We start from the raw sequence: 16341 nt of genomic DNA on the forward strand, positions 1-16341 counted from the left end.
TGCCGTTTCGAAGGCCGGACCAGACGCAAGCGGCCTGAACCTCCAAGGTGCCCCCCCCCGCGCCCGCCGGCGCAAAAAAGCCCGGCGCATGCGCCGGGCTTTCGGTTCGTTGGGGCAATGCCCCGGCATCAGTGGCCCTCAGGCCAGATCGAGCGTATCCAGATCCACCGGCAAGGCCCGGTTCAAGGCGCTGGCCACCTTCACGCGCAGCGCATTGGTGTGCGCCCGGCGCACTTCCCGTTTCACGTCCAGCAGTTGCTGTGGATGCATGGAAAACTCGGTCAGGCCGAGCCCCAGCAGCAACCGCGTCATGCGCGAATCGCCAGCCATTTCGCCGCATACCGCAACCGGCTTGCCGGCTCGCTCGCCGGCATTGATGGTGTGGGCCACCAGCCGCAGCACCGCCGGATGCAGCGGATCGTAGAGCGACGCCACGTCGTGATCGCCGCGGTCGATGGCCAGCGTGTACTGGATCAGGTCGTTGGTGCCGATCGACAGGAAATCCAGCGCCTGCGCGAAGGGTTCGATGGCGATGGCGATGGCCGGCACCTCGACCATGGCGCCCACTTCCATGTGCGCCGCGTAGGCCTGGCCGCGCGCATCCAGCTCGCGCCGGGCCGACTCGATGGCGGCCCGCGTCGCCACCACCTCGTGCATGTGGGCGATCATGGGGATCAACAACCGCACCGGCCCGTGGGCCGAGGCCCTCAGGATGGCGCGCAGCTGCGTCGCGAACATCTCCGGACGCGCCAGGCAGTAACGGATGGCGCGCTGCCCCAGCGCCGGATTGGTGGCCACCGTGGCTTCGCCGTCCAGCGTCTTGTCCGAGCCGATGTCGAGCGTGCGGATGGTAACGGGACGGCCCGCCATCACTTTCACGACGGACGAATAGGCCTCGTACTGCTCTTCCTCGCCCGGCAGATCCGGACGTCCCATGAACAGGAATTCGCTGCGGAACAGGCCGATGCCGTGCGCTCCGGCGGCCAAGGCCAGCGCGGCTTCTTCAGGCAGCTCGATGTTGGCGTGCAACACGATGTCGATGCCATCGAGAGTGACCGACGGCTCATCGCGCAGCAAGCTGAGTTCGGCGCGCTCATCGGCGTAGGCGGCCTGGCGGCGGCGGTATTCCTGCAGGATGCGTTCCGACGGATTGACCACCACGGCGCCGGCGGCGCCGTCGATGATCAGCATGTCGCCATCGCGCACCAGCTCACGCACGTTGCCCATGGCCACCACGGCCGGCACGCCCATGCTGCGCGCCACGATGGCGGTGTGCGAGGTCGGCCCGCCCAGGTCGGTGACGAAAGCGGCGAAGCGCCCGCCGCGCAGGCGCAGCATGTCGGCCGGCGAGATGTCGTGCGCCACCACCACCAGCGCCTCGTCGCCGCCCATGTGCGACATGTCCGGCAGGATGGCCGAGGTGCCCGACAGCACGTGCAGCACCCGCTCGATCACCTGGCGCACATCGGCGCCGCGCTCGCGCAGGTACTCGTCTTCCATGGCGTCGAACTGCTGGCCCAGAATCTGGCCCTGCGTGGTCAGCGCCCATTCGGCGTTGTAGTGGCGCTCGGCGATCAGCGCCAGCGTCTGCTCGGCCAGCAGCGGGTCGCCAAGCAGCAGGCTGTGCACGTTCAACATGGCGCCCAGCTCGCGCGGCGCGTCGGCCGGCAGGGTGTCGGCCAGCAGCCGCAGTTCCTGCTGCGCCGAGGCCAGCGCCTCGGTCAGGCGGCTGCTCTCGGCCGGCACGTCCTCGGGCGCGATACGGTAGTGCGCGACTTCCAGCGCCGCCGCGCCCATGACCACCGCGCGGCCGATGGCGTAGCCGCGGGCCACGCCCTTACCGTACAAACAAATAACGGGGCTGGCAGAGCCAGCCCCGTCATGCGTCTGAGCCGCGGCATCAGCCGCGGACATGCCGGCCCGGACGACGTCCGGGCCGGCGGATTCGGAAGCGCTGCTATTCCTGTTCACCGAATTTGCTGTCGAACAGAGTTTCAATTTCAGAGAGCGCCTGCTCGGCATCGCTGCCTGACGCCTCCAGCTTGACCGTTACGCCCAGCCCGGCGGCCAGCATCATGACGCCCATGATGCTCTTGGCATTCACGCGTTGCGCGCCCCGCGAAATGAAGATCTCGCTGGAGAACTTGCTGGCCAGTTGCGTCAACTTGGCGGCCGCCCGCGCATGCAAACCCAGTTTATTGCTGATGACAATGTCTGTATTAGGCATAGGAATTATGGTGACCGCGGCATCACACCGCAGTTGGTGATTGCAGCAAATTGTCCAAGCGCTCGTCGGCTTGAAATATTAGCCGAAATAATAGGACAAGTTCCTGCCCGTCAGTCTACCCGCAATACCCCTTGCACCCCGCCCGCCAGCGCTTTCTCGCGCGTCTCGGCCAGCGAGAGACCGCGGTAGGTCAGCGCGCGCAGCAACATGGGGGTATTCAGGCCGGCCAGCACACAACACTGGATGCCCTGCGCCTGGGCGTCAGCCACGGCCCGCTTCGAGATATTGGCAGGGGTGGCGCCGATCAGGTCGGTCAGCACCAGTACCCCGCCGCCATGGTCCTGCTCGAGGATGTCCTTGAGCACCGCGGGCGCCAGGTCGTCGGGCCGATCCTCGGGCTGGATGTCGTGAATCGCCAGCATGCCGTCGAGGTTGCCCATGACGTGGCTGGCGCATTCGCGCATGGCCGCGCCCAGGGGCGCGTGCACGACGATGACAATACCCGTGGTCATGACTGGATCCAGGAAAATCAGGCCGCAGCCGGTGCCGAGGCGCCGGCCGCCACCGCTGTTTCGAGCGCCTGGACGAACATGCCGGCGACGTCGAAACCGGTCTGCTCGGCGATTTCCACGAAACAGGTGGGGCTGGTGACATTGACCTCGGTGACGTAGTCGCCGATGACGTCCAGGCCGACCAGCAGCAGGCCGCGCGCGGCCAGCTTGGGCGCGACGGCCTCGGCGATCTCGCGGTCGCGCGGCGACAGCGGCTGCGCCACGCCCCGGCCGCCGGCGGCCAGGTTGCCGCGGGTTTCGCCGGCCAGCGGAATGCGCGCCAGCGAATACGGCACCGGCTCGCCGCCGATCAGCAGGATGCGCTTGTCGCCCTTGACGATCTCGGGAATGTAACGCTGCGCCATGATGGTGCGCGCGCCGTTGTCGGTGAGCGTTTCCAGGATGGCGTTGAGGTTCGGGTCCTTGGGCTGCAGGCGGAACACGCCGGTGCCGCCCATGCCGTCCAGCGGCTTGACGATGACGTCGTGGTGCGTGTCGTGGAAGACTTTCAGGCGCGCCATGTTGCGCGTCACCAGCGTCGGCGCGGTGAACTCGCTGATCTCGGTGATGGCCAGCTTTTCGGGATGGTTGCGGATCGCCGCGCCACTGTTGAACACCTTGGCGCCCTGCGCCTGGGCGTATTCGAGCAGGTGGGTGGAATACACGTATTCCATGTCGAAAGGCGGGTCTTTGCGCATCACCACCGCGCCGAAATCGGCCAGCGGCAGGTCCTGCTGTGCCGATTCGCGCCACCAGTCATGGCCGTGCAGGTCGGCGTCTGCCACCAGCTCGATCGGCGTGGTGACGGCCTTGACCGTGCCGGTCTCGATGTACAGGTCGCCCTGCATGGCCACGCTGAGCGTATGGCCGCGCGCCACCAGGGCACGCATCATGGCGACAGAACTGTCCTTGTACGCCTTCAAGAGCGGCAAGGGATCCAAAACGAACAAAACATGCATCGCGACACCCCGAACGTACACCGCCTTCCCTTTCGGGAAGGCGGCTATCTATGACATCGTAGCGCAGAGCCGCCCAATAAGCGAACCCGCCGAACATGGGCTGGACGGCGGGTCGCGGGGCAGGAGCGGCCAGGCCTTCCCGGACGGGAAGGCCGGCAGGAGCCTTATGCCGCCGATTCCGGCTTGCCCGCGGGGGCAGCCTTCTTCTTGGGCGCAAGCACCATGACCATCTGACGGCCTTCGAGCTTCGGCATGGCTTCGACCTGGGCCAATTCCAGCAGATCGTCGCGCACACGCTCAAGTACCCGCATGCCCAGTTCCTGGTGAGCCATTTCACGGCCACGGAACCGCAGCGTCACCTTGGCCTTGTCGCCTTCCTCGAGGAAGCGGCGCAGGTTGCGCAGCTTGACCTGGTAGTCGCCCTCGTCGGTGGCCGGACGGAATTTGACTTCCTTGACCTGGATGACCTTTTGCTTCGAACGAGCTTCGGCCTGACGCTTCTGCTCTTGGTACTTGAACTTACCGTAGTCCATCAAACGGCAGACCGGCGGCTCGGCGTTCGGCGCGATTTCCACCAGATCCACGTCGTTTTGCTCGGAAAGACGGAACGCGTCGGCAATCTTGACGATGCCCAGCTGTTCTCCGTCCAGACCTATCAGGCGCACCTCGGGGACGCGGATTTCACCGTTGATGCGATTGGCTTTTTCAGTGGCGATGTTGAAAGCTCCTAGAAATGTTAAGCAGCGCTGCCATCGGGTTGATTGACGTCGCGGCGGGTGGATACGTCTTCGGACAGGCGGGCGACGAAGTCGTCGAACGCGATGGCGCCGAGGTCCAGACCGCCCAATCCGCGTACGGCGACGGTACCGTTTTGCTTCTCCTTGTCGCCGACGACGAGGATGTACGGCACCTTCTGCAGGCTGTGCTCCCGAATTTTACGAGTGATTTTTTCACCGCGCAAATCGGACTCTACTCTAAAGCCTTGTTTTTTCAGGCTTTGCGTGATTTCAGCCGCATAATCGGCCGAAGGTTCGGAAATGCAGCACACCACGGCCTGCACCGGAGCCAGCCAGGGCGGCATCGCGCCGGCGTGGTTTTCGATCAGCATGCCGATGAAACGCTCGAGCGAACCCAGGATGGCGCGGTGCAGCATCACGGGCGGACGGCGCTGGTCGTTCTGGTCCACGTACTCGGCGCCCAGGCGCACGGGCATGGAGAAGTCGACCTGGATCGTGCCGCACTGCCAGTGGCGGCCGATGGCGTCCTTCAGCGTGTATTCGACCTTCGGGCCATAGAACGCGCCCTCTCCCGGGGAGATCTCGAATTCGCAGCCGGTGCGGCGCAGGCTTTCCATCAGGGCCTGTTCGGCCGTGTCCCAGACCTCGTCCGAGCCGATGCGCTTTTCCGGACGCGTGGCGACCTTGTACAGCACTTCGGTGAAGCCGAAGTCGCGGTAGACCTTCTGCAGCAGGGCCGTGAAGTCGGCGCATTCGTCCTGCAACTGTTCTTCGGTACAGAAGATGTGGCCGTCGTCCTGCGTGAAACCGCGCACGCGCATCATGCCGTGCAGCGAGCCGGACGGTTCGTTGCGGTGGCACTGGCCGAATTCACCGTAGCGCAACGGCAGTTCGCGGTACGAGTGCAGGCCGGCGTTGAAGATCTGCACGTGGCCCGGGCAGTTCATGGGCTTGAGGCCATAGACGCGGTTCTCGGACTCCGTCGTGAACATGTTTTCACGGTAGTTGTCCCAGTGGCCCGTCTTCTTCCAGAGCGAGATGTCGAGGATCTGCGGCGCCTTCACTTCCTGGTAGCCGTTGTCGCGATAGACGGAGCGCATGTACTGCTCCACCTGCTGCCACAGGGCCCAGCCCTTGGGATGCCAGAAAATCAGACCCGGCGCTTCGTCCTGGAAGTGGAACAGGTCGAGTTCGCGGCCGATCTTGCGGTGGTCGCGGCGCTCGGCCTCTTCCAGCATGTGCAGGTAGGCTTCCTGTTCTTCCTTGGTGGCCCAGGCCGTGCCGTAGATGCGCTGGAGCATCTCGTTCTTGCTGTCGCCGCGCCAATAGGCGCCGGCCACTTTCATCAGCTTGAAGACCTTCAGCTTGCCCGTGGACGGCACGTGCGGGCCGCGGCACAGGTCGATGAAATCGCCTTCGCGGTACAGGCTGAGCGGCTCGTTCGAAGGGATCGAGGCGATGATCTCGGCCTTGTACTTCTCGCCAATGCCCTTGAAGAACTCGACGGCGTCGTCGCGCGACCAGACTTCGCGCGTCACCACTTCGTCTTTCTTGGCCAGTTCGGCCATCTTCTTCTCGATGGCCGTCAGGTCTTCGGGCGTGAAGGGGCGCTTGTACGAGAAGTCGTAGTAGAAGCCGTTGTCGATCACGGGGCCGATGGTGACCTGCGCGTCCGGGAACAGCTCCTTGACGGCGTAGGCCAGCAAGTGGGCCGTGGAATGGCGGATCATGTCCAGGCCGTCGGCGTCCTTGGCGGTCACGATGGCCAGGCGGGCGTCGCCCTCGATGCGGTAGCTGGTGTCGACCAGCGTGGAGTCGGCGCCGTCAAAGGTCACGCGGCCGCCCAAGGCGGCTTTGGCCAATCCCGCGCCGATCGATTGCGCCACTTCGGCGACCGTGACCGGCCCCGGGTATTGGCGCTGCGAACCATCGGGCAATGTGATCTGTACCATCGGGAGTGCTTCCTGGGGTTCTTGGGAAAAATACGAAATTCAGAAACGACAAACGCGGCTGGTAGCCGCGTTCATTTGGTTGTCTTGCTGAGTCTTACCGCTGACCTGACACGGTGAAACCCGACGCACGAAAAACTAACGCGACATAGGGCGAAAGTTCCGGGTCGTAGTTCGTGCCAGCGGGAAAGACATGGTGCCTGGGCCTTCAGGGGGGTAAGTGCCGCGCCGCCAACCCATGGCTGGCAGTGCTTATCGTTGCCGATTGTAGCACCCTTTGCGCCCATTTCGTGACATTTAAGCGACAGGAACGGCGCTTGGCCCCGGCGTTCATGCCAGGTTGCGGCTGTCGGCGATCGCGGCCAGGGCGTGGGTCACGCCCTCCTCCCAATGCGGCGCGCGGATGCCGAAGGTGCGCGCCAGCAGCCGGCAATCGAGCCGCGAATTGGCGGGGCGGCGCGCCGTGGTGGGATATTGGTCGGACGGCACCGCCCGGATGTCACCCGGCGTCAGCGTCACCGCCAAGCCGGCGCGGCGCGCCTGCTGCGCGATGAAACAAGCGTACTCGTGCCAACTGGCATTGCCGGTGGCCGCCAGGTGGTACAGGCCGAAGGGGAAGTGCGAGTCGGCCGGCAGCGCCAGGTAGCGCGCCAGCACCAGCGCGGTGGCATCGGCAATATAGGCGGCGCCGGTCGGCGCACCGCGCTGGTCACTCACCACCCGCAACGCCTCCGGCTGGCGCAACGCCATCAGCATGGTCTTCAGGAAGCTGTTGCCGAACACCCCGTAGACCCACGAGGTACGGAACACCAGATGCGCCGGGTTCAGGGCGCGCACCGCCTGCTCGCCGGCCAGCTTGCTGCGGCCATAGGCGTTCAGCGGCGCCGGCGCATCCTGCTCGTCGTAGGCGCCGGCCTTGGCGCCGTCGAACACGTAGTCAGACGAGTAGTGGACGATGAGCGCGCCGCGGTCGGCCGCCAGCGCCGCCAGTTCGCCCGCGGCTTCCGCATTGACGCGCATGGCGCGCACCGTGTCCTCTTCGGCGCGCTCGACGGCGGTATAGGCTGCCGCGTTCACGATGATGTCCGGCTTTTCGCGCCGCACCAGCCGCGCGATCTGCAGCGGATAAGTCAGGTCGCACTCGCCACGTCCGACCGCGGCCACGGCGCCCAGCGGCGCAAGGCTGCGCCGCAACTCGAAGCCCAATTGGCCATCCCTGCCTATCACCAGAATCTTCTTGGACATGTGCTGTCCGCCGCCTTGCCTGTCTCGTGCCTCAGGCCGGCGACATGCCGTCCCGGGACATGCAATTGATTTTATCCCTGCCATGCAACGTGCGACGTGGCCGGGACTAACGTCGCATCACGGTATCACAAATGTAGTTTTGTCTTATTCGTGTTTAGTTTTCGCCAGGGCTGAGCCGTAAGACCATAAGCTTCACACTCGAATTTCGGACTGGTTACGCGAGTGTGCAGTCCCAGCTGCCTTCGGGCGCACACCCTCTTTACCGACGTTTTCCCGTCCATTCTGTGGAGTCCTGATGAATACTGCCTCAGCGCCGGATGCCGCTTCTACCGAACCGCGCTCCCACGATGCAGGTGACCGCCCCAATTCCCGCAAGCACCTGCTGCTGTCGCGGCCGCCCCCCGTCATCCGCGTGGCGATCCTCGACGACCATCCCGTCGTCGCGCTCGGCCTGGGCGCCTACCTCGACGCCCGCCCGGGTTTCCGCGTCATCCACCAGGAAACCTCGGCCAGCCGGCTGCTCGACAAACTCGCCAGCATGCCTTGCGACGTAGCCCTGATCGACTTCTACCTGCCCCAGGAACCCTGGGACGGCGTCAACTACCTGCGCCGCTTGCGGCGCTACCACCCGAACCTGGCCATCATCACCTTTTCGGCCGGCAACCGCCAGGAAACCCAGTACGCGGCCTACCGCGCCGGCGCCAACGGCTACCTGGCCAAGCAATGGGGCATGCTGCTGCTGCCCGAGATGATCCACGGCGTCCTCAGCAAGAAGGATCCCTTCCTGTCGGTGCAGGACGGCAAGATCCGCCCGCTGTCGCCGCGCCCGCCCCATGCGTTGCTGACCACCTCCGAAGTCGAGGTCCTGCGCCACATCAGCCAGGGACTGTCGGTCACCCAGATCGCCACGCGCCTGAAACGCAGCAAAAAGACCGTCAGCACCCACAAGCGTCGCGCCATGCGCAAGCTGCAGTTGTCCGACGACCTGGCGCTTGCCCTGTTCCTGCGCGAGAAATTCGCCGAGTAGCCCACACGCGCGCACCGGCTGCCCGCGGGGCGGCCGGCGCCCGTCAGATGATGCGCGAGTAGCTGGCGCCGGTGCTGACCGTGCGCAAATAGCCATCGAACGTCATGGCAACGGCCCTGACGAAATACCAACCCAAGCCGGTGACCCGCAGCTCGCCCGCGCGCAGGTTGACCAGGCCCAGCTCGGCCAGGTTGGCCGCCTGCGACAACTCCGGCCCGAAATAATCACCAAACCGCAAGCCATGGCGCGCCTCGACGCGGGCGAAGTCCACCTTGCCCTGGCACATGATGTCCATGATGACGTCACGCCGCGCCAGATCGTCGGCGCTGAGCGCCAGTCCGCGCTCGACCGCGAAACGGCCGGACTCGATGGCGGCGTAGTAGGCGTCCAGGTCCTTGGCGTTCTGGCTGTAGGTATCGCCGATGCGACCGATGGCCGACACCCCCAGCGCGACCAGGTCGCGGTCGGGCTGGGTGCTGTAGCCCTGGAAATTGCGATGCAGTTCCCCGCGCTGCTTGGCGATGGCCAGGGCGTCGGTGTTCAGCGCGAAATGATCCATGCCAATGTAGGTGTAGCCCTGCTTCAGAAAGCCTTCGATGGCGGCGCTGAGCAGGCCGACCCGGGTGGCGCGGTCCGGCAGGTCCGCCACATTGATGCGACGTTGCGGCTTGAAGCGTTCCGGCAGGTGGGCGTAGGCATAGAGCGCGATGCGGTCGGGCCGCAGTGCGCTGACCTGGGCGATGGTGCGCGCGAACGATTCCGTGGTCTGCAGAGGCAGGCCGTAGATCAGGTCGACGTTGACCGAGGCGTAGCCGAGCGCCCGGGCGCTTTGCATCAGGTCGCGGACCTCTTCGAAGGACTGTACGCGATGGACCGCCACCTGTACCCGCGCGTCGAAATCCTGCACACCGAAACTGAGACGATTGAAGCCCAGCTTGCGCAGCTTTTCGAGGCGCTGCGGCGTGGCGGTACGCGGATCCACTTCGATGGAAATCTCGGCGTCGGGTTCGAAACGGAAGGCGTCGCGCAGATCCGCCATGAGGCGGTCGAGCTCCTCGTCGGACAGGAAGGTCGGGGTGCCGCCACCGAAATGCAGTTGCGATACCGGCACGCCCTGCCCCAGTTCGGCCACGTGCAGCGCGATTTCGCGCGCCAGCGCATCGAGGTAGCGGGCGGCGCGGTCATGATGGCGGGTCACGACCTTATTACAGGCGCAGTAATAGCAGACCGAATCGCAGAACGGGATATGTACGTAGAGCGACAGAGGCTCCGTGGTACAGGAAGCGCGCCGCTGGCGCAGGGCCTGCCGATATTGCTCGGCGTCGAAATCGCCGCTATAGCGGTCGGCCGTGGGATAGGAGGTGTAGCGAGGTCCGTTCTTGTCCAGGCGAGCCAGCAGCTGCGGCGGAAAGAAAGGTTCGGCGGCGGCCGGGGGTTCGGCGGGGGCTGGGCGTAGGGCGGCTTGCATACCTCGAATTATTCGCCCGCGCCGCCCTACCCGCCTTGATCTTGCGCAAACGCGGCATCCCGCAGCAACGAAGGCGCAACCCGCGAGAACCTCGCGCGCGGTACGAGGCGCTTGCGTCTAGCCTGGCTCCTCCCGCCACCGCGCAGCAAAGCCGGCCAGGGCGAATGCGGCGGCGGGCGATACGGGGATGGGCGCCCCCCGCGGCGGGCGGTCCTGCCGCGCGACGTCGCGCTCCAGCCAGGAGCGGGGGACGCCGGCGCCCGTAAAATGGCGGGATTCCTCCATTACAAGGACATTCCCCGTGGACACCGAACTCGACGGCCGCCTGCTCGCGCTGCGCCAGGCGCTGGCGATCGCCATCGCCCTTTCCACCCGCGGCAGCCCGCAGGCCACCGACATGGCGCTGGAATTGCTGGGCGACCTGAAGGCCAATCTGGACGATGCCCCCGCGGACAGCCCCTTCGATAAACCCGAATGGGTGAGCGGCGCGCACGACGAACTGGACGGCATCGCTCGCCTGGTGCGCGCCTTTACCCAGACGCCGGAACCGGATAGCGGGGCCTGAGGGCTGGCCAGGCCCACGCCCAACGCGCGGCATCACTCCGCGGCGACACCGGCGCGCGCCGCGGCAGGGCGCGACACGCGCCAATACAGCAAAGGGAAATCCGGCCCGACGGCCTGAAAGCCGTGCGGCGGGGTTTTGGCCCTGCGCAATTCCAGGGCACCGCGCTCGGCCACCAGGCCGGCGCCGACCCAGGGGCTGAAGCGGGCCTGGCCGTCGATCAGCACCACGGGTCTTTCCGGCAGCCATAACGCCAGCGCGCCTGACTCTTCCCACGGCCCCGACACGACCCGGACCGGCCCGCCCAGCGCCGCGACGGCGGGCCCATGCAGCACCGAGGCCAGCCCTTTCGCGTCGAAATAGCGCCAATCGGTCGCGCGCCGCCACAGGCCGGCGCCATTCGGCGCGGTGAGTTCCACCCGCAACATCAGCAGCGACTGGATGACGAGAAACACCGCCAGGGCGCGGCGCGGCGCAAACGGCGCGCGCCAGGGCCCGCGCGCCAGCTCCATCGCCGCCGGCACGATGAACAGCAGGAATGGCGTGCCCCAATGCAACTGGATGTGCGAGCCCGAGATCAGCGCCATGGCGCTGACGAACAGCAGCGGCACCAGTCCGAAGGACAACAGCAGCGCGCGCGCCGCATCGTCCCGGACCGGCGCGGCGGCCGGGGAGACGGCAGGCGCCCCCCGCTGGCGGCGGGTGAACAGCCAGAGCGACGCCAGGAAGGCCCAGGCGGGCAAAGCGCGGTTCAGCAGTTGATCGCCCCACCAGCGCGCCACTTCGTAGCCCCGCGCGTTCCACGGCAGGCCAGCGGCCAGCGACGACGACATCGCATAGCGCAGCGGCTCGAAATCGTGGTTGACCAGCCAGACCATGTGCGGCGCGAACACCGCCAGCGCGGTCAGCCCCGCCACCTGCAAACCGAACAGGTGCATGGGATCGCGCCAGGCCTTGCGGCCGCACCAGAACACCAGCACCGCCAGGCCCGCGACGGCGATCTGGTACTTGGCCAGCGCCCCCAGCCCCAGGCAAACGCCCAGCACGATCCACCAGCCGATCTTGCGGCTGGCATAGGCTTTCCAGCAGGCCGCCGCGCACCCTGCCACCAGCGGGATCAGGACGATCTCGTGGTTATAGAAATACAGGCGGCCGTTGTAGAACGTGATGCACAGGCCGGCCAGCGCGGCGGTCGCGGCATAGGCCTCGCCACGCATGCCGCGCAGCATGTTCCACATCAGCGCAAACGCCCCCAGGGTGCAGAGCGCCCCGAGGAGGTAGGTAACCCAGGCGCTCCAGCCCAGCACCTGCACGACGGGCCAGAGCAGCCAGGTCGGCAGCGGCGGATGTTTGTAGTAGCCCCATTCCAGGCTGCGCACCCAGATCAGCTGTTCGATGTTGTCGGTGGGCGGCGCCAGCACGGCCCGATCCGACAACCACAGCCACGCCAGGGCAAACAGCGCCATGCCGATGCCGACTCGCCAGGGCTTCGGCGCCCACGCCATGTTGCCACTCCCTTGCACGCCACTCTCCCAATGTCGGCGTACGCAATGCCCCGCCCTGTCGGCCTCGACGCGAGGCGCAGCGATTATCGGGGTCGGGTGACGTCACAACGGCGCGGGATTTGTTCGCCATTTGTTCGAAAACTGTAAAGCGCGGGCGCGAGAGGGCATACGCCAACTGGCCTGACCACCAGATAGGAAGAGGGGAAATCCCTCTGATCGTTTTCCCTCTATCGTGCGTTTTTTACTTTTATTTCAAGGGCAACCTACCTATATTGGTGGCCTGACCACCAGACCAAGATTTCGCAGTGCCACGATGAACACCTTCCAAGCCGTTGCCGTCACCCGCCTCTATCGCATGATTGCCGACCAGATTGCCGGACGCATCCGCGCGGGCGATTTCCCGCGCGGCGGGCGGCTGCCGTCCGAACGCGAGCTGGCCGAGCAACTGCAGGTCAGCCGGGCCTCGATCCGGGAAGCCCTGATCGCCCTGGAAATCGAAGGCTATGTGGAAGTGCGCGTGGGCACCGGCGTATTCGTGACCGCAACCCGCGAGGCGGCCCCCGCCCCGGCGGCCGCCCAGGACGACATCGGCCCCTTCGACCTGCTCGAAGCGCGCATGCTGATCGAACCCGAGTGCGCCGCGCTGGCCGCGCAGCAAGGCACGCCGGCGCAGATCGCCGCGATCCGCGCGGCCCACGACGCCATGTCGCTGACCGAATCGCCGGGCTGGCACGACCGTGAATTTCACAGCGCCATCGCAGCCGCTTGCGGCAACGCGGCGCTGGCGGCTTCCGTGGCCCATCTATGGAACCTGAGCCTGGCGAGCCCGGTGTTCAGCCGCATGCAGGACTACTTCGTCAACACCAAGGTGTGGGCGGTCGCCCACGCCGAGCACCAGCGCATCCTGACCGCCATCCTGGCGCGGGATCCGATCCGCGCGCGCCATGCCATGCACGCGCACCTGATCGGCATTCTCGCCCGCCTGCGGGAAGATTTCGGCGATGACGATGGAAGCATCCGGCCCGATATCTAGGCCCCGCCTCGCCACCGCGCCGGCGGCAACGCCTGCCTCTTGCCACGAACCCCAAGCCCGCGCCCGGCGCGGGGCGCCCATTCCGGGAGTGTTTGCATGACGGTTGTCCCCCCCCTGCCGCGCAATGGCGGCCAGATCCTGATGCAGCAACTGCGCATCCACGGCACGCGCCGGATCTTCATGATCCCCGGCGAGAGTTACCTGCCCTGCATCGACGCGCTCAATGAGCACCGCGGCGCCATCGAGCCGGTGGTGTGCCGCCAGGAAAGCGGCGCCGCCTACATGGCCGAGGCCCATGGCAAGCTGACCGGCGAGCCCGGCGTGTGCTTCGTCACCCGCGGCCCGGGCGCCACCAATGCCAGCATCGGCGTGCACACCGCGTTCCAGGATTCGACGCCGATGATCCTGTTCGTCGGCCAGGTCGGCAACGACTTCTACGAACGCGAGGCCTTCCAGGAAATCGACTACCGGCGCATGTTCGGCCAGATGGCCAAATGGGTGGCGCAGATCGATCGCACCGACCGCATTCCGGAATTCGTGGCGCGCGCCTACGCCACCGCCACCAGCGGCCGCCCCGGCCCGGTGGTGCTGGCCCTGCCGGAAGACACGCTGTGGGGCACGGCGACGGTGGCCGACATGCCGCGCTACCCGCGCGTCGTCGCCAGCCCCGGCCAGCCCGACCTGGAACGCATGCGCCAGTTGCTCGACCAGGCCGAACGGCCGGTCATGGTGCTGGGCGGCAGCGGTTGGAATCCGGACGCGACCCAGCAGATCGCCGCCTTCGCCGAACGCTTCGAATTGCCGGTGGCGACCGCCTGGCGCCGCCTAGAGTGCTTCGACCAGCGCCATCCCAATGCCGCCGGCCAGATGGGCTGGGGCATGACCGAGGCGTTGCGCGCCCGCATCAGGACGGCCGACCTGATCCTCGCGGTCGGCACGCGCCTGGGCGAAGCCACCACCGAGGGCTATCAAGTCGTCGAGAGTCCCTTGCCGCGCCAGGCGCTGATCCATGTCTATCCGGACCCGCAAGAGCTGGGCCGCGTCTACGCGCCGACGCAGGCGATCGTCGCCAGCGTCGCCGGCTTCGCGCAGGCGCTGGCCACGCTGCAACCGGCCCACGCCATGCCGCGCGGCGCCGCGGTGCGCGCGGCCCACGCCGAATACCTGGATTCGCTCGAACCGTTGCCGTCACCCGGCCCGCTGGGCCTGGACGCCGTGGCCGCGCTGGTCAACCAACGCCTGGCGCCGGACGCCTGCGTCACGGTGGGCGCGGGCAACTACGCGCTGTATCCGCACCGCTATCGCCAGTTCACCGGCCCGGGCACCAGCCTGGCGCCGACCGTGGGGTCGATGGGCTACGGACTGCCGGCGGCCGTGTCCGCCAAGCTGGAGCACCCGGACAAGACCGTGGTCTGCTACGCCGGCGACGGGTGCTTCCAGATGAACCTGCAGGAACTGGGCGTGGCCCAGCAGTACCGGCTGGGCATCGTGGTGCTGGTGTTCAACAACGGCATGTGGGGCACGATCCGCGCGCATCAGGAGCGCGAATTCCCGGGCCGTCCGATCGCGCTGGATTTCGACAATCCCGATTTCACCCAGATCGTGCGCGGCTATGGCGGCTACGGCGAGGCGGTCGAACGCACCGAGGACTTCGCCGCGGCATTCGACCGCGCGCTGGCCTACGCCGAGCGCGAACGCCGGCCCGCGCTGCTGGAAATCCGCTACGACGCCGACGGCATCGCCCCCGGCCAGACGCTCACCGCCATCCGCGAGGCCGCGCTGGCGCGCCAGGCCGCCGCCTCCACCCACTAACACCGAACGAGGATCACCATGACTTCATCCCTGTCCGTCAACGGCAACCGGCTCTGGCAATCCCTGATGGATCTGGCCGAGATCGGCGCCACGCCCAAGGGCGGCAACTGCCGCCTGGCCCTGACCGCGCTCGACGGCCAGGGCCGCGATCTGGTTACCGGCTGGATGCGCGACGCCGGCCTGACGATCCACGTGGACCAGGTGGGCAATATCTTCGCGCGCCGCGCCGGCCGCAACAACGCGCTGCCCCCGGTGATGACCGGCAGCCACATCGACACGCAGCCCACCGGCGGCAAGTTCGACGGCTGCTTCGGCGTGCTGGCCGGGCTGGAAGTGATGCGCACGCTGAACGATGCCGGCGTGCAGACGGAGGCGCCGCTGGAGCTGGCCATCTGGACCAACGAGGAAGGTTCGCGCTTCGTGCCGGTGATGATGGGCTCGGGCGTGTTCGCCGGCAAGTTCTCGCTGGAGACGGCGCTGAGCGCGCGCGACGCCAAGGGCCTGGCGGTGCGTGACGAACTGCGGGCCATCGGCTACGCCGGCACCGAGCCGGTCGGCGGCCGTCCGGTGGATGCCTATTTCGAGGCCCACATTGAACAAGGCCCGATCCTCGAACACGAAGAGAAAGTGATCGGCGCGGTGACCGGCTCGCTCGGCCTGCGCTGGTACGACGTGACCGTGACCGGCATGGAAATGCACGCGGGCCCCACGCCCATGGGCATCCGCCGCGACGCGCTGTTCGCCGCCAGCTATCTGCTGCAGGCCGTGGTCAACATCGCCAACGCGCACCAGCCGCACGGGCGCGGCACGGTGGGCGAGATCCATGCCCACCCCGGCTCGCGCAACGTGATCCCGGGCCAGGTGCGCTTCACCACCGACCTGCGCCATGAGGACGAGGCCACGCTCACGCGCATGGACCAGCTGTGGCGCGACGCCTGCCTCGAGGTCGCCGAGAAGCACGGCGTGCAGGTGGACGTGAAGGACGTGCAGTACTTCCGCCCCACCCCGTTCGATCCCGATCTGGTGGAGAAGGTGCGCCAGGGCGCCGCGCGTCGCGGCCTACCGGCCATGGACATCGTCACCGGCGCGGGCCACGACGCCGTCTACATGGCGGCGGTGGCGCCCACCGCCATGATCTTCGTGCCGTGCAAGGACGGCATCAGCCACAACGAAATCGAAGACGCGCAGCCCGCGCACCTGGAAGCCGGCTGCAACGTGCTGCTGGACGCCATGGTGGCCCGCGCCAACGCCGCGCGCTGAACCGAG

The 16341-nt window shown here is 66.9% G+C and carries 14 protein-coding genes; 5 read left to right on the plus strand and 9 right to left on the minus strand.

Features of this window, described 5'->3' with window-relative positions:
• Positions 1 to 138: 138 nt before the first annotated feature.
• The 7 genes from ptsP to rfbD form a co-directional block, all read right to left on the minus strand.
• The gene (ptsP, locus tag HV742_RS27755; protein WP_263899394.1) at positions 139 to 1914 is read right to left on the minus strand and encodes a phosphoenolpyruvate--protein phosphotransferase; all 1776 of its coding nucleotides are present in this window, start codon (positions 1912 to 1914) and stop codon (positions 139 to 141) included.
• Positions 1915 to 1957: 43 nt separating this feature from the next.
• The gene (locus tag HV742_RS27760) at positions 1958 to 2227 is read right to left on the minus strand and encodes an HPr family phosphocarrier protein (protein WP_006387993.1); all 270 of its coding nucleotides are present in this window, start codon (positions 2225 to 2227) and stop codon (positions 1958 to 1960) included.
• A 110-nt stretch (positions 2228 to 2337) separates the two neighbouring features.
• Complete coding sequence (locus tag HV742_RS27765) at positions 2338 to 2739, minus strand: PTS sugar transporter subunit IIA (protein ID WP_049075042.1); 402 nt, start codon at positions 2737 to 2739, stop codon at positions 2338 to 2340.
• Between the two features lie 17 nt (positions 2740 to 2756).
• Positions 2757 to 3737 (minus strand): glutathione synthase, encoded by a 981-nt coding sequence (gene gshB / locus HV742_RS27770; RefSeq protein ID WP_175146903.1) that lies wholly within the window; start codon positions 3735 to 3737, stop codon positions 2757 to 2759.
• Positions 3738 to 3901: 164 nt separating this feature from the next.
• Positions 3902 to 4453 (minus strand): translation initiation factor IF-3, encoded by a 552-nt coding sequence (gene infC / locus HV742_RS27775; RefSeq protein ID WP_076410237.1) that lies wholly within the window; start codon positions 4451 to 4453, stop codon positions 3902 to 3904.
• Between the two features lie 20 nt (positions 4454 to 4473).
• Positions 4474 to 6426 (minus strand): threonine--tRNA ligase, encoded by a 1953-nt coding sequence (gene thrS / locus HV742_RS27780; RefSeq protein WP_175146904.1) that lies wholly within the window; start codon positions 6424 to 6426, stop codon positions 4474 to 4476.
• Between the two features lie 327 nt (positions 6427 to 6753).
• On the minus strand, positions 6754 to 7668 hold the full coding sequence (gene rfbD, locus HV742_RS27785) for a dTDP-4-dehydrorhamnose reductase (RefSeq protein WP_175146905.1): 915 nt from the start codon (positions 7666 to 7668) through the stop codon (positions 6754 to 6756).
• A 295-nt stretch (positions 7669 to 7963) separates the two neighbouring features.
• Between rfbD and HV742_RS27790 the strand changes: the two genes are divergently transcribed.
• A complete protein-coding gene (locus tag HV742_RS27790) occupies positions 7964 to 8695 on the plus strand; it encodes a response regulator transcription factor (RefSeq protein ID WP_054417975.1) in 732 nt (243 codons plus the stop codon).
• Positions 8696 to 8738: 43 nt separating this feature from the next.
• Here the strand turns inward: HV742_RS27790 and hemN are convergent, their stop codons facing one another.
• Complete coding sequence (hemN, locus tag HV742_RS27795; RefSeq protein ID WP_172802768.1) at positions 8739 to 10163, minus strand: oxygen-independent coproporphyrinogen III oxidase; 1425 nt, start codon at positions 10161 to 10163, stop codon at positions 8739 to 8741.
• 301 nt (positions 10164 to 10464) lie between these two features.
• Here hemN and HV742_RS27800 point away from each other — a divergent pair, with 301 nt between their 5' ends.
• Positions 10465 to 10728, plus strand: coding sequence for a hypothetical protein (locus tag HV742_RS27800; protein WP_054417973.1), 264 nt, complete (start codon positions 10465 to 10467; stop codon positions 10726 to 10728).
• Positions 10729 to 10760: 32 nt separating this feature from the next.
• Here HV742_RS27800 and HV742_RS27805 read toward each other — a convergent pair whose 3' ends face one another.
• A complete protein-coding gene (locus tag HV742_RS27805; RefSeq protein ID WP_175146906.1) occupies positions 10761 to 12230 on the minus strand; it encodes a glycosyltransferase family 39 protein in 1470 nt (489 codons plus the stop codon).
• Positions 12231 to 12543: 313 nt separating this feature from the next.
• On the opposite strand from HV742_RS27805, the gene HV742_RS27810 reads away from it, so the two are divergent.
• The 3 genes from HV742_RS27810 to HV742_RS27820 all read left to right on the plus strand — a co-directional run bounded on the left by HV742_RS27810 (position 12544) and on the right by HV742_RS27820 (position 16335).
• Entirely contained in the window at positions 12544 to 13263 is a 720-nt protein-coding gene (locus HV742_RS27810) for a FadR/GntR family transcriptional regulator (protein WP_049075053.1), read from the plus strand.
• Positions 13264 to 13359: 96 nt separating this feature from the next.
• The gene (locus tag HV742_RS27815; protein WP_175146907.1) at positions 13360 to 15075 is read left to right on the plus strand and encodes a thiamine pyrophosphate-binding protein; all 1716 of its coding nucleotides are present in this window, start codon (positions 13360 to 13362) and stop codon (positions 15073 to 15075) included.
• 18 nt (positions 15076 to 15093) lie between these two features.
• Positions 15094 to 16335: a Zn-dependent hydrolase gene (locus HV742_RS27820; protein ID WP_437340607.1), complete on the plus strand. Its 1242-nt coding sequence runs from the start codon at positions 15094 to 15096 to the stop codon at positions 16333 to 16335.
• Positions 16336 to 16341: the final 6 nt, after the last annotated feature.

The organism is Achromobacter ruhlandii (assembly GCF_902859695.1).
Classification (GTDB): Bacteria; Pseudomonadota; Gammaproteobacteria; order Burkholderiales; family Burkholderiaceae_B; genus Achromobacter; species Achromobacter ruhlandii.